The organism is Ginsengibacter hankyongi (assembly GCF_008710285.1).
Lineage (GTDB): Bacteria > Bacteroidota > Bacteroidia > Chitinophagales > Chitinophagaceae > Ginsengibacter > Ginsengibacter hankyongi.
The window spans coordinates 186,542-202,056 of sequence record NZ_VYQF01000003.1; the positions used below are offsets into that span (position 1 = coordinate 186,542).

Annotated in this window: 12 protein-coding genes; 4 read left to right on the plus strand and 8 right to left on the minus strand. The window is 37.4% G+C overall.

Features of this window, described 5'->3' with window-relative positions; all coding sequences use genetic code 11:
* Positions 1-5 precede the first annotated feature (5 nt).
* The 8 genes from FW778_RS13065 to FW778_RS13100 all read right to left on the minus strand — a co-directional run bounded on the left by FW778_RS13065 (position 6) and on the right by FW778_RS13100 (position 10,340).
* Entirely contained in the window at positions 6-575 is a 570-nt protein-coding gene (locus FW778_RS13065; protein WP_150415184.1) for a hypothetical protein, read from the minus strand.
* Positions 562-1,623, minus strand: a complete 1,062-nt coding sequence (locus FW778_RS13070; protein ID WP_150415189.1) for an agmatinase family protein — start codon at positions 1,621-1,623, stop codon at positions 562-564. Before FW778_RS13070 ends, FW778_RS13065 begins: the two co-directional genes overlap by 14 nt.
* A 210-nt stretch (positions 1,624-1,833) precedes the next feature.
* Positions 1,834-3,387, minus strand: a complete 1,554-nt coding sequence (gene lnt / locus FW778_RS13075; protein ID WP_150415206.1) for an apolipoprotein N-acyltransferase — start codon at positions 3,385-3,387, stop codon at positions 1,834-1,836.
* A gap of 117 nt (positions 3,388-3,504) precedes the next feature.
* Positions 3,505-4,629 carry a T9SS type A sorting domain-containing protein gene (locus FW778_RS13080; RefSeq protein WP_150415208.1) on the minus strand — a complete coding sequence of 375 codons (1,125 nt, stop codon included), beginning with the start codon at positions 4,627-4,629 and terminating at the stop codon, positions 3,505-3,507.
* Between the two features lie 101 nt (positions 4,630-4,730).
* Positions 4,731-5,114: a hypothetical protein gene (locus FW778_RS13085; protein WP_150415209.1), complete on the minus strand. Its 384-nt coding sequence runs from the start codon at positions 5,112-5,114 to the stop codon at positions 4,731-4,733.
* A 6-nt stretch (positions 5,115-5,120) separates the two neighbouring features.
* Entirely contained in the window at positions 5,121-7,724 is a 2,604-nt protein-coding gene (locus FW778_RS13090) for a hypothetical protein (protein ID WP_150415210.1), read from the minus strand.
* Positions 7,725-7,752: 28 nt separating this feature from the next.
* On the minus strand, positions 7,753-8,307 hold the full coding sequence (locus FW778_RS13095; RefSeq protein ID WP_150415211.1) for a T9SS type A sorting domain-containing protein: 555 nt from the start codon (positions 8,305-8,307) through the stop codon (positions 7,753-7,755).
* Between the two features lie 74 nt (positions 8,308-8,381).
* Positions 8,382-10,340, minus strand: a complete 1,959-nt coding sequence (locus FW778_RS13100) for a T9SS type A sorting domain-containing protein (protein WP_150415212.1) — start codon at positions 10,338-10,340, stop codon at positions 8,382-8,384.
* A 648-nt stretch (positions 10,341-10,988) separates the two neighbouring features.
* Between FW778_RS13100 and FW778_RS13105 the strand changes: the two genes are divergently transcribed.
* The 4 genes from FW778_RS13105 (at position 10,989) to bshB1 (ending at position 15,494) form a co-directional block, all read left to right on the plus strand.
* A complete protein-coding gene (locus FW778_RS13105) occupies positions 10,989-11,393 on the plus strand; it encodes a cytochrome c maturation protein CcmE domain-containing protein (protein ID WP_150415213.1) in 405 nt (134 codons plus the stop codon).
* 8 nt (positions 11,394-11,401) lie between these two features.
* Positions 11,402-13,918 carry a cytochrome c biogenesis protein CcsA gene (ccsA, locus tag FW778_RS13110; protein ID WP_150415214.1) on the plus strand — a complete coding sequence of 839 codons (2,517 nt, stop codon included), beginning with the start codon at positions 11,402-11,404 and terminating at the stop codon, positions 13,916-13,918.
* Positions 13,919-13,989: 71 nt separating this feature from the next.
* Complete coding sequence (locus FW778_RS13115) at positions 13,990-14,610, plus strand: DUF4294 domain-containing protein (protein WP_150415215.1); 621 nt, start codon at positions 13,990-13,992, stop codon at positions 14,608-14,610.
* 146 nt (positions 14,611-14,756) lie between these two features.
* Entirely contained in the window at positions 14,757-15,494 is a 738-nt protein-coding gene (gene bshB1 / locus FW778_RS13120; RefSeq protein ID WP_150415216.1) for a bacillithiol biosynthesis deacetylase BshB1, read from the plus strand.
* Positions 15,495-15,515: the final 21 nt, after the last annotated feature.

Genomic DNA, 15,515 nt, shown 5'->3' on the forward strand with positions numbered 1-15,515 from the left:
GAGATTTAATTTAAAAACAAATTCTCTTCAGGTTGAGAATACTTTACCAACTGTTGCTGTGCAAATTCATTAAATTCAATTTCATTGACATTCTTTCCATTCTCAATTTCACTTTGAATTAATTTATTGTTATTAAAGTCCAAAGTAAGAATATCATCGCGCAGCACTACATTACTTAACTGGTTCCATTGATATTCTGCGGTGGGGAAATTAATTTTTCGAATGGAATTATCATCAAACCCAAACTGTATTTTTTGCAATGCTACATAATATAAAATACCTGTTAAAATGTATGCAGCAACAACGGGATAATTTTGCAACGCGACCCAGCTTCCTGCAAGAATGAAAAAGGAAAATTCATCCATAAAAAAACCGGTCTTATTTTTTTTTGAAATATAAAACCTGTAAAGGCAATAAACCGCTACCAAAAAAAGCGATGCCGCTGCATCATAAAAATATTTATCGAAAAAAAGCAGGTAAATAAATACAGCGAAATTTAAAAAAACAATGAGCAACGCTATGAATCGATAGGATTTTACTTTTGAATTTTTAAGAGTGATCTCAAACTGTAACATGATTATTGATTTTTGCACCAACCATTAAGTTACACAATTTGAAAAGTACTCTTGCGCCTACATTTTCATCCCATTCATTGGTGCTAATACCAACTTCATTAAGATCAAATCCTATAAACTGTCTTCCGCTTTCCGCGACTTTCTTAAAGAGATAAAAAATTTGTTCAGCCTCAAAGCCGCCCTGGACAGGAGTTCCGGTATGTGGGCATAATTTAGGATCCAGGCCATCTATATCAAAACTAATATACACTTTTTGTGGAAGTTTACCTACAATTTCGTCCACGATTTGCTTCCACGAAGCACCTTCAAAAATTTGTTCTTTAATATTTTTATCAAAATAAGTGACGACTCTTTCACTACTGCTTTTTATATAGTCGACCTCGACCGGAGAATAATCCCTAATGCCTACCTGCACCAGCTTTTTTATTTCCGGAATTTCTTCCAATGCATTATACATAATAGATGCATGGGAATATTTGAAATTTTCATAGGCCTTTCGAAGGTCGCAATGTGCATCAATTTGCAAAATCCCAAAATCTCCATGCTTTTCGGCAACGGCTTTAAAAAATCCTAGTGGTGTGCTATGATCGCCCCCAATTACGCCTACCAGTTTATTATTATCAAGTAATTCCTTTGTCTGTTCATACACCCAGTTGTTTAAAAACTCGCTTCCTTCATTTACTTCTTTAAGGATTTTGCACATGAACTTACTGTCTATCACTTCTTCGCCCTGCGAAATATAGTTAATAAAAAGCTCAGCTTCTTTGCGGAGATAGTCACTTTTCATTAGAATTTTCTTATCAATATCACGCATATAAAACCCTTCCCTCCAACCATCTTTTATATCGGTATCAATTAGATCTACCTGCAAACTCGCTTTACAAATATGCTCGGCAGCCCTCGCAGTACCTGCAGTGTAACTTACTGTAACCTCCCAGGGAACAGGCAGTAAAACAAGTGCAGCGTCCTCTTCAGTAAATGGAAGGCCAAAAATATTATTGTTGGGATTTCCTACGGAATTGGGATCAAACTTCGACAGGTCAGTCATTCTTTTCGATAATTTTTTAGGACGGCAAAGATAGTTGAATTGATGGATTATACCGAATCATCGAGCTTGAATTGATCTTCTTTAGATTTTTATTAGGTTTCATTTTTGTAGGCAAGGGCGAATGAAACTGCACAGTAAGGAAGGTTAAAAAAATAAGCGTTCTATTTTAGGTCCCAGGAAATGAAATTTATTGCCCGTGTAAAAAATAAATCAGACCATATTTCGCTGCAACGATTTATCATTATTTATTATTTTACTTTTAATAAGGGTTGAAGTACAAACTATTGCTATGTAAAGTGCGCAAGCATAAATGAATATTTCAGGATAAGATGAAGCCGTGGTAATATAGTTGTTAGGGTATATAGTAACCATCTTTACAAATGGTTCAGCACTTTTTTCTTTTACATCGATGTCACCTGATGCTTTTATGAGACCTGAAAATCCATTGTTACAATTTACAGCCAAATCCTTTCTTGATTCAACAGCTCTTAATCTGGCATAATAGAAATGCAGCTTAACTATATACGTATCATTGAACCAGCCGTCATTACTCATATTTAATAAGAATTGTGCACCGTTTTGGACCTGGTTAGCCGCCGCGGCTGGAATCGCGGCTTCATTACAAATAAGAAACCCCGCCTTTCCAAATGAAGTTAATAGTGGCTTGCTATGCGTTGTATCATTTAATGCAGAATAGCCTTTGCTTGAAAAGAAAGGCATGAGCCAACCATTTAAGGGCCTTTCAATAAATGATAAAAGATATTGTTTATCATAACGCCCTGTAACATTTCCCCCTGGTAAAATGCAATAGGCTGAATTAAAAACTTCATTTTCTTTATATGCAGTATTGATGCCCATAATGTGCGTGATTCTGGCCCGATCCGTAATCTTAAATACCTCTTTCACAAGGTCGTCATCTTTTTTGTAAGTCCATGGAATTGCTGATTCTGACCAGAGAGCAAGATCAGGTTTCATGGTAACTGCAAGGCGGTTAAGATCTAATAATTTTTGAACAAGAAAGTTGCCGGTATTATTATCCCAGGTTATATCCGGTGTGATGTTTTCAGCAAGAATGGCAACATTAAACGATTTATTTTCAGGCAAATTATTATTAAAGTTTTGATATAAGATAAACCCAAAAAACAAATATAATATTACAAGTGCTGCGGGTATATAAAGCTTTGTCCATAATTTTTTTGTTCCGATTATGGCAATTAAATAATTAACAGCAACTGCAATAAAAGTCATAACATGAATACCAAAAATAGAGGCAGGTTGAACAGCATAAAGGTCTTCTGCCAATCCATTTCCTGAGTGAACATCAAACCACGGAAGTCCAACTGACAACAGCATTAATAATGCTTCAGCAATACAAAAAAGAGAACCTGCTAAAATGCCGTTAATAATAATTGAAGGTAAATTACTATCCTTTTTTTTTAATGCAGAAAAGCACCACGATAGGGTACCACAAAACAAACTATAAAAAGCAGCGGATACAAGGAATACACCAACGCCATACAACATATTATAACCAGTAAATCTTTCAGCACCTGGTATCATCCAGAAAAAAGCGAGACAGGAGAAGGTAAATCCAAAAACAATGGCAATCTTAAAAACCTCCTTCTTCTTTTTATCATAAATAGCGACAAAAAGAGGGATATAACAAATCCAGCTAACTATAAAATTTATATGGCAGATAGCCATGTACGTTAGTATTCCGGATACTACCGCAAGAGTCCAGGATTTAGTTATAATTTTTTGCATTATTCTGAGGATCGCTTAAGATTTTTGTTATAACAGTTTACAATTAAAAATAAAAAGGAAAGTCTGCAATTGCTCACACGACTTTCCTTCTTTAAAATTATAAAGAAATCGAAAATACTATTCTATTATCACTTTAGCACTCTCGGAAAGAGACTCGGCATTTAATTTTAAAATGTATAAACCTGGTGCAGGTTGCTGTTTCATATTCAATTTATTAATTGAATTCGGCTGTACATTGCCAATAACTTCATGATGAATGATATTACCATTCATGCTAACTAGTGTAACATTAACATTAGAAGCTCCACGATTTGCAATACTAAAATTTATTCCGGAACGTGATGGATTAGGAGAAACAGATACAATTGATCTTATCTCTGGCATTCTTAAAATTTTTACATCAGATTGATAAGCGTGACCGTCAACATCATATTGTTTAATTACATAATAGTTAATTCCACTTAAAGGACTATCATCATATACTTTGTAAGTATTGGATGCCCCAGTACTACCCTGACCATTTATACTGGCGATGGGTTTCCATGTTTTCCCATCACCGCTGCGTTGTATTTCAAAGCGGGTGTTATTTTGTTCTGAAGATGTTACCCATTCTAATCTAACATTTTTGTCTTCGCGACTTACAGTGAACTTGCTAAGTTTTACGCGTAGCACTCCTGCAGTTATTAATGATGGGTAAGTGTATGAAGGATCAACGGCTTGAGTTATACCCCGTTGTCTAAAATAATAAATAATATTAGGTACTATACTGGGAGTACTCTTAATGGCCCATTCAAATTCGGTACGCCTGGAGTCTGCAAGGCTGTCATTTTGTAATAACATGGAATCAACCATTATCTTACCGGGGGCAAAAGTATAAGCAACCCCTGCCAACTGAGCCGTAGTTGGCTCCCCCTGAACAACAAATGCGCTTGTACCTTCAATAATGAACGGATTGGAACTTGAAGTTGCATCAATATTTGTCCAAGGCCCTCCAGTTGATGTAGCATATTGGAGTGTATCAAGAAGACCAAGGGTAGTACCCGAATTATTATAAACTTCTAATCTTAACCTCCATACCTCGCCGGAGGTATTCATTACCGCCTGTGTGTTTTGAGCTGCCTTCCAGGTAGCACTTGTTTCTGTTCCATCATCATTACGCCACCTCCAATTAGATTGAGTAAGAAAGGCAAATATGTTATTGCAGGCGGCCAACATGATGGTTAGAATTACAATCTTTTTCATAGGCGGATGTTTTTTGCTTTAGAGATTTTTGTTATTAAATATTTAAATAGTTTAGAATATAGGAACACGCTTTCATTTAAAATAATTGTTGAAATTGTTATTTATTTATGCTGAATATAATTTTTCGGTTTAACAGGCTTTCCCATTTGTTTTAGCTTAGGAGAATTACTAAGTAATTTATTTTTTTGTTCTCTATCCGATTGCGATGAATTAGATCGCGATAACTTAGCATGAGCGATTATTTCAGGTTTTTTTATTTTTTGATCCGCGACATTTTTAAGTGATGGGTTTGAACTCGCTAAATTTTTGGAGTTGTCCATTGCTTTAGAAAAGTCTTTCGGATTATTTTTTTCATTCAACTTTTCAATTATTTTTTTATTATAAATTTCATCAAGTGATTTATTGCTTGCCAGTTGGGCCTTAGCTACCGAACCGAATAAGCAGCAAAGAATAAATGTAGCGGCCAGATTTAATCTAAAAAACATGATAGTTTATTTTACGCTTACAAGCACATTAATTTTTCCAACTTCATTTTTATTATAAGGCTGTAATGCTTTTCCTAACACTTGCCCAATCTGAACTTTTTTAGGATCAGCTTTCATTGCCACACCGGCGGTTGAAGAAGTCACTAACAGATCGCCCCTCTTAATAACTCCTCCCTCCAGGCAAACTTTTGTTGGTATAACGCCTATCACTCCCATAGGAACCATTTGTTCAACGGAATCCAATTCGGCATTTTTTTCCGTTAGCAATACTCCGGGCTTTGTTGCGTAAACACCGGCAACTAACGTCGAGTAAGCTGATGAAGATTTCTCCACTTTACGATCCGAGTCTTGAGAAATGATCAGTACATCTCCCGGTTCATATTTAGTGCGGCTCCCTTCTACATCGAAAAATTCTGCTACGTCAGCGCCTCCCATTTGTGTTCCGCCGTTAAAAAATCCTTTGCCCGTATTGTCTATGCGTGCCACATTGCTACTGTTTGCCTTAAACACGGCAGTGTTTCCTACGTCTGCCCCTTCAAGTTCGGCTACGAGCGCCGTACCGTTGGTAGCGCCGTTAGAATTTGCAATTGCGAGTATGCCTATACCGTTATTAGCAGTATTAAAGCCTCTTACACCAGCATATGTTCCGTCATTTCGCCCAACAACCCCACTGGCATAATCACTAATTGTAAAACCCAATACCGCTTCACCACCAGCATTATTGATGCCCAACACGCCGGTTCCAGCAGCATCATTTCCAATACCTAAAACCCCATTTCCCAATGTAGCTATCGAAGTCACCCCATTTCCGTAACCTGAATTTGATGTAAATACATCGTCACTGAAACTATTGACATTTGAAATGTCAAACTCAGCCGGAGTACCGTTATCGCTAGTTGCAAAAACTCCTGTTCCGGACTGGCTGTTTGCGTAAACTCCAAACCCTCCCGTGGAAAATCCATTTAACCCGCTTCCATTCACTGAAGTTCCATACACGCCTGATCCGCTGCCATCATGAGATCCCCAGACACCATAGCCGTCTGCCCCGGTGCCTGAATTAATACCTCTAACTGCCGACGACGAAACGCCTGGAGTTAATGAACTTATATTACCTAATATGCCAAATGCATTAGCGTTAACAGATGAATTAATTCCTTGAATAGCTGTTCCGGATCCTTGATTAGTAATTGAAAACAAAACAGAGGGCGAATTAAGAGAAGCACTATATGGAATGGAGAAGGCTCCGATACTATCTTTCGATGGAGACCATTTCAGACCGTCAAACTTAAGCACCTGTCCCACGAGCGGGATCGCATTACTTATTCCATTTCCTTGTAACTTACTTACAACGGGGTTCGGGTAAGTTCCACTTAAGTCGCCGCCGGCTGCTCCTGTAGCTCCTGAGCCACCCAGCACAATGCCAGAGGCCAATTTAGCAAGAGTTATTGAGCTATCTTTTATCTTACTTGTAGTTACTGCAGAATCAGCAAGTTTAGAAGTAGTTATCGCAAGGTCAGCAACTTTAACAGTAGAGACCACTCCATTTGCGATCGTTGGAAATGGATAAATGCCCGTCAGGTCACCACTTGCGGGAATTATACCGAATTTAGACATCGTCACAGAATGATCTGCAATTTTTGGCGTGGTCACGGCTGCATCAAGCAGTTTGACCGTATTAATGGCACCTGTATTAATAGTTGGGTTTGGATATGTCCCGCTTAAATCACCGCCGGCCGAACCAGATGCTCCGATTGTTATGCCGGGCGCCAGTTTAGAAAGAGTGATAGAGCTGTCTTTTATTTTTACCGTCGTGATTGCAGAATCCGCAAGCTTCGAAGTCGTAACTACTCCATTCGCGATAATGGGATTAGGATAAATACCGTAAAGGTCTCCACCGGCAGGTATTATACCCAACTTCGAACCAGTTATAGAATGATCTGCTATTTTAGTCGTGGTTACGGCTGCATCAAGCAACTTAATAGTATTGATAGCGCCGGTATCAATAATTGGATTTGGGTATGTTCCGGTTAAATCCCCACCAGCGGGAATTATATTCATTTTAGATGCAGTTATTGAGTGATCAGCTATTTTGGTTGTAGTAACTGCCCCATCAAGTAACTTTGCTGTATTAATAGCCCCATTAGCAATAACTGGATTTGGATAAGTTCCGGTTAAATCTCCACCGGCTTGCCCAATAGGATTAGCATTCTGTGCTAAAAACGCATAAGGCACGCTTAATAGTTGAGCAGTTCCCATGTCTATAAAACTGCCATTATTATTTGGAGACAATTCTACTTGTAAATATTTGTCCCCGCCAATAGACCAATTTATGCCCGCCAAAGAATTAAGAACGCTTGTTGCGCCGGCACTCCCGATGCCAATTACAAACATTCCAAATCTATCAGTTTTGAGGCTGCGCGTTTCCTGGTATAAGACAATGCCGGTTGAACTGGCATCGTGTATTGAAAGTCTTAATCCAATGTTCTGGTTTGTTAGGACACTTCCGCTCGCGTTACGTGCAATTCCCTGGTAGTTTATTACCATAGGTGCTTGCCCAAAGGTGAAAATCGCTAAAAATATAGTGAATAAAGTCAGAATCAGTTTTTTCATAAAATTGGATTTTAAGATATAATCTGTACTACATTTTAATGATCTTAAACGTACCGGATTGAAAGTCGTATCCGTCGTTACTTGGGCTCATTGTTTTTATATAAAGAATGTAAATACCATTGGGAAACCGTTTAAGGTTAATTTTTTCAAATAACGCTGACCCATGAAGTAAAATCTCACGTTGATATATGACGCGACCGGCGTCATTATACAATAAAAGGCTTACCTTACCTTCAATACGCCGCAAAGATTGAATCACCACAAAATCCTGCGTCGGATTTGGAAAAAGTTGGATGCTTGAAGAATTAAGTTGAATACTATTGGTAAAAACGGGTGCCGGCTGTTTCGGTGCCGAAACGAGAGTATCCGGGGGCTGTATAAATCCGTTGGTGAGTATGTAACCGCTATCGGGTGCATCCATCTCGTTTATGAGTGATAATTCCCCAATACTCCATTGCAAGGTATACCCCTGGGTTTTCGAGGTTCCACCCGATGCATTAATGACCTGGGGCATCTGTGACAGTCCATAAACCGAGGCTAATAATAGCAGCAGGGTAAAAAAATATGTATTTACCAATTTCATATAGATATATGGAAAACTTGAAAACGCAGTTATTAACCCAATTATTGCGGCAAATGCAAAAAGCGGCAATATTTCTATTTCACCAACACCATTTTTTCGACGTACGAATTTTCACCTAAAAGTGCTTTCACTGAATAAATACCTCGTGGCCATCCTTGAAAATCGGTAAGAGTCAAAGATGAATTTCCATTGGGTACGGTCGTATGTAATTTTCTCATCAACCTTCCGGATCCATCGTAGATAAATAGTTGTATCTCATTTTCACCTAAGGAAGAAATGTTAAGGTTTAATTTCCCCCTAACCGGATTTGGCGCAATACTTATTCCCGGTTTGCCATTATCTCCAAGAAACAACCTGATAGTTTTGCTATAAGATGCGCTACCGTCCTTATTTGTTATTTTTACCCTGTAATATATTTGGCCCGACGATGTTTCATCCGGCGTATCGGAAGCTGAGTATTCATGAATTAACATCTCATCTCGATTTGCAAATACTTTACTAACTGAAACGAAATTTACTCCGTCAACACTTCGTTCAACATTGAAATACCCGGTTTGATCGCTTTGCGAGATTGCCCAGTTTAAATGTGCCTCGCCCTTAGACATATTTCCACTAAAGCCCAAAAGCTTATTCTCTAAAACAAAGCAATTACTATTATAAAAAATTACTACGGTATCTGTTGCATACGTAGAACATCCCGCCTGAAGTTGTTGAGTTACTACATAGGTCCCTGCAGAATCGACTACTATAGAATCTCCTGTCGAACTTGTACTTAAAATATGTCCGTCAGTGGTTGACCAGGTGTACGTAGAAGTCGACAAAGGATTTGTTACCCTTATTGTACTGTTACCTATCAATCCACACAAAACAGATTGATCGGACTGAATATTTGCCCTGGCCGGAAGGAAGAAATCAAATGGACCAACAAAGTCTTTAAGCGCAGATGTAAAAGATGTCGACGCTCTTGACTTTACTAAGATACGTCTGAAGGGCATACCGCAACTATTTGATCCTAATAATGTCACAGGGTCTAATCCTATTTTGGAAAGATTAACACCAATCTCCATGAACTGGCCGGCAGTATAAGTGGTAACTACACTATTATCTCCCCGAACTAACGAAAAAGGCCCTGCCCATGTATTATTAGGGCTTTCAACTCCATAGTAAAAATTTCCTGCGGTTTTAGGTAAAATACCTGCATATCCATATTGCGAGCCTGAGGATGCGCCATCAAAGGAACCACTCCAGTTGAAATCAACCGGAGTTGTTGATAAGGAAGCGCTATTGACCCAAATACGTGCCTCAAGTGACGATAAGGTAGAACTCCCAAAGTCAGCTGAAAAAATAATATCTCCTGGCTGGGTAATATTACCGGCAGCATCAAATTTCCAAGAAGTATGACCAGCATCTGGCCCGTACCCGTAAAATCTTTGGGTAGCCCTATCATAATAGATATCTGTCTGGTACATTTCGAAATCAAAATAACGATCGCCTGTTGTATTTTCAATAGATAAACCGCCAAACATCCAAAGCGAATCTGTGGAATTCGGCCCTGCTCTTCTCACATGTACCATCATATCCAAAATCTCATTCTTATCCGGAACTGATTGCGCTACCGGGCATGTCCAATCAGCCGGGCTCTCCCCATTTTTACTGGCACCGGACGCAAATATTGTGGAATCGGTGCCATGATAATCGCGTATAAAAATCGCATCCAATAACATTTTATTATTTACAATCGAATAGGCAGGATACCTCATGGTCCGGAAAAACGGTAATTGACGGAATGAAGGATCGCTGGCATATCGTGACACGATACTGGCAGCCCCGGTTGTGTCAATTACAAACGCTCCTGATCCAGGGGTACCCATATTAAACCAGTCGTCATTGCCGGACTGAGCGAAATTGTTGTAAAAGTTAGCCCGTAACTCTCCTTCAATACCAAAACCAGCCTTAAGGCTCGGAGTTACTGTTTGCGCAATTGCACCAATCCAACATGTTAAAAAAGCAATTAGGTAAAAAATTTTTTTCATAAAGATGGATTTATTTGGCTATTTCTATTATTCCTTGTTAAGCATGAACAAGGCGGCTCGAGTCTCAATAAAAAAGGGTTTAATTTAAGAGCAATGTTTAAAGCACAACATTGACAACTCCTTTGAGTCAATTCAAGTCTTTTAAAAAAACGGGGTTGAAAATCTGTAAAGTATGAATCTGAATCGTTACACGTCGATATCTCCGACTTCCTGTCCCCAAGAGACGGAATTACAAAGGCAGTATACTCAGCAATGACATTGTAATTTTTCATGGTATAGATATTTCATACATCACCAAAACAAATAACGATTTAGAATCATTATTATTTCTCAAGAGTAAAATTATTTCACAAAAACCCGGCATACAAGAGTATAAGTCCTCTTATGGATAATAGTAAATTTACTGAGATACAAATCCTCTAAGTATTGAAAATCAATCCAGGTCGTGAATCAGGATGAGGAATCAGTCATTCGAGCTATAGAATGTGATCACTGCCGGAATTTAGTGCAAACAAACTGGCAATTTAGAATGAGGAGGTAGTTTGGCCATATTATTTGATTTTGATTATAAAACTACCTGACGAGTATCATGAATTTTTATAAAATACTAATCCTATTTTAAACTAAATTTGCAGCTATTAAAATTATATGAAGACTTCCAGCATTATTATTTTGGTAGCAATTGCAGCTGCAATAGGCGTATTATTAATGTACTCGGTTGATTTTTCAACCTATGATACTATAAGTTCTGCAAAAGAAAAACCGGGCAAATATGTACACCTTATTGCAAGGCTTGATAAATCAAAGCCAATACAATATGATGCTATAAAAGATCCTAATTACCTTTCATTTTATGCAACCGACAGCCTTGGCGGCAGTACACAAGTAATCTATCATAATACAAAACCATCCGAATTAGAACAAAGTGATCGCATAGTTTTGAAAGGAAAAATGGAAGGAAATGTTTTTGAATGCGATAACATTTTGCTTAAGTGTCCTTCAAAATATAAAGACGATAAAAAACAATTGGAAAAAACGGTTTCTCAATACTAAACAGCCACATGAAGTTTGAAGGTGAACATTTATTACCGGGAGAGGTTGGGCATTTTTTTGTGTTACTTGCCTTTGTAGCGTCTCTGGTCTCATCCGTCGCTTATTTTTACGCTTCTGCAATTAAGAATGATTCGGAAAAACGCTCATGGATATTTTTTGCCCGCGGCGCCTTCTTTATCCAGTTTATTTCTTTGGTTACTGTTTTCATTACCATTTATTATATCTGCTCTCATCATTATTTTGAATACCTCTATTCTTACAAACATGCGTCAAAAGAGCTTGAACCAAAATACTTATTAGCCTGCATTTGGGAAGGCCAGGAAGGAAGTTTTATTTTATGGTCGTTATGGCATTGTGTTTTGGGGAGCATACTTATTTTCACTAGTAAAAAAAGGGAAGCTCCTATTCTTGCTATCGTTACGCTTGCTCAATTTGTTTTGTTGTTAATGATTGTTGGAATTTATATTGGCGATACACGTATTGGCAGCAGTCCTTTTGTATTAACACGCAACGAAATAAATGGCCCTATATTTAGTCAACCAAATTATTTATCATTTATAAAAGATGGTATCGGTTTAAACGTTTTATTAAGAAATTATTGGATGGTTATACATCCGCCAATTTTGTTCTTAGGATTTGCGAGTACGATAGTACCGTTAGGATTCGCTTATTCATCTCTTAGTACAAAAAATTTTACAGACTGGATAAAACCTGCACTCCCCTGGACTTTGTTTAGTTGCTGCGTATTAGGTGTGGGTATTATGATGGGAGGAAAATGGGCTTACGAATCATTATCGTTCGGAGGTTATTGGGCTTGGGATCCCGTTGAAAATGCAGCGCTTGTTCCCTGGATGATTCTCATTTCAGGGTTGCATTGCATGGCCGTTTATAATTCAACAGGCAATGCCTTAAGAGCTTCTTACCTCTTTATTATATTAGCTTATTTCTTCGTTCTATATTCAACCTTTTTAACCCGTACAGGAATATTGGGCGATACGTCTGTTCACTCGTTTACCGAAGCAGGATTGGCAATGAATGTGCTCATCGGGATTTATGTTGTTATCATTTCACTCCCGGTATTGTTTCTTTTCGTTTATAATTATAAGAAAATACCTGCCATACAAAAAGAAGAAAATATTTCATCAAGAGAATTCTGGATGTTTATTGGTTCACTGATATTTTTTCTCGCTGCTCTTTTTATAATTGGCGTAACTTCTTTACCTGTTTATAATAAAGTTTTCGGAACAAATTATGCGGACCCGCAGGACAGGGAATTTACCTACAACAAAGTATTGGTTTTGGTTGCTTTTATAATAGGAGTACTTACTGCATTCTCTCAATATTTAAAATACAGAAATACAGAAAAGAAGTATCTTATAAAAAATATAGCGCTGCCTGTAAGCATTGCCGTTATACTTACATTTTTACTCGTATTTTTTTACCCGATAGAATACACCAAAAAAGGGCCCGGCTTTTTAATCGCCATTTACATCGCTTTGTTCGCATCCATATTTTCAGTAATTGCTAACGCTGCTTATTTAAAAACAGTGTTAAAAGGAAATTTAAAAGCTGGCGGCGCAGCAATAGCCCACCTCGGTTTTGCATTGATGATCACAGGAATGTTGATTTCATCTGGAAATAAAAAGGTAATAAGTGATAATCGCAAAACGGGCTTATTTATTCCATTTGATAAAGACCCTACCGGCAGACAGACCGAAGATCCAATGGAAAATCTTACTCTTTTAAAAAATGTTCCCACTCAAATGGGGAACTATACGGTTACTTATCTCAGGGATTCTGCAGCCTCTGAAAAAAACCGGACTTTTTACAAACTTCATTTTCAAAAAATTGATAGTACAACCGGTAAATCAACAGAAGATTTTATGTTAGCCCCGGATTCTTATCGCATGAAGGATAATAACCTCAGTTCTAATCCGGGTACAAGACATTATCTAACCCATGATGTGTTTACCTATATATCTACCATTTCTGTAAAGAACCAGGATGCGGATACGGCTCAATTTAAAATTCATGAAGTGGGCATAAAAGATACCGTGTTCTATTCGAAAGGTTATTTTGTTTTAAATGATGTTCTTAAAAATCCAAATAACGAAAGATTTCATTTTACTCCGTCTGATACTGCCTTGGTTGCAGACATCACCGTTTACGGCCAGGATAGCACAAAAACCAAGGCCTACCCTGCTCTCGTAATCAGTAATCAGCAAATTAATTTTATTGATGATACACTTATCAGGCAAAACCTGTTTTTAAATCTCGCTGGCCTTGCAAATGATAAGAAATTTAAAATTGGTGTGAAAGAATCTGATATCCCAACCGATTTTATAACCTTAAAAGCTTACGTTTTTCCATATATAAATCTTGTGTGGGCCGGCTTGTTAATTATGGCTTGTGGATTTGTAGTTTCAATCGGGCGAAGAGCTAAAGCAGCTAATTATATAACTGCATTGTCCGTATTATTCGTGCTGGCTGGTTTGTTTTATATGTTTTTAGTAGCCAACAGTTAATTATTACGGTCAAATTATTGCCATTGAATTTTTTGCAATCCACCTTATAATAATATAAATTTACAGACGCAATGCCTATCATCCGTAACTATAGCGCCCCTGTTACCTTCTCACTTATTATTATAATATTAAGCCCGTTCAATAATATAAAGGCACAATCAAAATATGGGCAGCATGATACTATCATAACTAGTGCAGTTGTTTATGAAGGCGATACAATACCAGCCCAGGTTTTAGCCGGTGTATATTTATGGAAGGGGAATTTAACGGCAAGGCAAAGATGGACGCGACTAAGAAATGCTGTGTACGTTACCTATCCTTACGCAAAGCGTGCAGGTATAGTTTTTAATGATATAGAAAAACATATTGCAGGAAACCATGACAAGTTATTTATAAGTAAGTATATAAATAGCCGCGAGAAAGAATTAAAGAAAGAATTTACTGAACCATTAACCAATTTATCTGTTTACCAGGGTAAGGTATTGATGAAGCTGATAAACAGGGAAACGAAAGGCATCAATTGCTACGATATTGTGAAAGAGTTAAAAGGTGGCCTCACAGCACGATTCTGGCAAACAGTTGCCTTCTTTTTTGGCAGTGATCTTAAACAACCTTACGATGCTAGGGGCCAGGATGCAGAGATAGAATCTATTGTAAGAGAGGTTCAAAAAATGTATGGCTATTCAGGTTAATTTTAATAGCGCTGCTTTAATTTATTTTTAAATTGTTAATTGTTTATAACAAGCGTATAGCTAAAAACTACTCTTTTTTACCTATCTTCACGGCCTGAAATATCGTTTTACTTCGTCCCTTCTTTTTAGAGTGTTATTTTATTAGAATGAAATTAGAACTTTTAGCATTTGGTGTTCATCCCGATGATATAGAATTAAGTTGTGCTGGGACCCTTCTTATCGAAAAAAATAATGGAAAAAAAGTAGGTATTGTTGATCTTACACAAGGGGAACTGGGCACAAGAGGAACATCAGAATCAAGAAAAGAAGAAGCAAAAAACTCTGCTACTATTTTAGGAATAGATGTAAGAGAAAATCTTGAAATGGCAGATGGCTTTTTCAAAAATGATGAAGAAAACCAAAGGAAAATTATAACAGTTCTTAGAAAATACAGGCCGGAAATTATTCTTTGCAATGCGCCGGACGACAGGCACCCGGATCATGGCCGTTCAGCACAATTGGTAAATGATGCAGCATTTTTATCAGGATTGATGAAAATAGAAACAACTGATGAGAATAATCAAAAGCAGGAAGCATGGAGGCCGAAATATGTTTTTAATTACATACAGGATTTATATTTTAAACCTGATTTTGTAATAGATGTATCAAGTGTTTTTGATAAAAAAATTGAGTCGATAGAAGCATTTGCCACGCAATTTTATAACGCAAACGCAAGCAACGAAGAACCGCAAACCTATATTTCATCTCCGGAATTTTTAGAAAGCATTATAAACCGTGCAAAAATGTTTGGTAAAATGATCGGAGTAAAATATGCGGAAGGTTTCCTTTCAAAAAAAATGATAGGATTAAAAACCTTTGATGCATTGATTCAAAAAAGTACTTAAAAAAAGAATGCTGCGTTAATT

Coding starts and splice junctions, on each gene's coding strand:
- FW778_RS13065 (WP_150415184.1), bottom strand. CDS start 575: ATGTTACAGTTTGAGATCACTCTTAAAAATTCAAAAGTAAAATCCTAT.
- FW778_RS13070 (WP_150415189.1), bottom strand. CDS start 1,623: ATGACTGACCTGTCGAAGTTTGATCCCAATTCCGTAGGAAATCCCAAC.
- lnt (WP_150415206.1), bottom strand. CDS start 3,387: ATGCAAAAAATTATAACTAAATCCTGGACTCTTGCGGTAGTATCCGGA.
- FW778_RS13080 (WP_150415208.1), bottom strand. CDS start 4,629: ATGAAAAAGATTGTAATTCTAACCATCATGTTGGCCGCCTGCAATAAC.
- FW778_RS13085 (WP_150415209.1), bottom strand. CDS start 5,114: ATGTTTTTTAGATTAAATCTGGCCGCTACATTTATTCTTTGCTGCTTA.
- FW778_RS13090 (WP_150415210.1), bottom strand. CDS start 7,724: ATGAAAAAACTGATTCTGACTTTATTCACTATATTTTTAGCGATTTTC.
- FW778_RS13095 (WP_150415211.1), bottom strand. CDS start 8,307: ATGAAATTGGTAAATACATATTTTTTTACCCTGCTGCTATTATTAGCC.
- FW778_RS13100 (WP_150415212.1), bottom strand. CDS start 10,340: ATGAAAAAAATTTTTTACCTAATTGCTTTTTTAACATGTTGGATTGGT.
- FW778_RS13105 (WP_150415213.1), top strand. CDS start 10,989: ATGAAGACTTCCAGCATTATTATTTTGGTAGCAATTGCAGCTGCAATA.
- ccsA (WP_150415214.1), top strand. CDS start 11,402: ATGAAGTTTGAAGGTGAACATTTATTACCGGGAGAGGTTGGGCATTTT.
- FW778_RS13115 (WP_150415215.1), top strand. CDS start 13,990: ATGCCTATCATCCGTAACTATAGCGCCCCTGTTACCTTCTCACTTATT.
- bshB1 (WP_150415216.1), top strand. CDS start 14,757: ATGAAATTAGAACTTTTAGCATTTGGTGTTCATCCCGATGATATAGAA.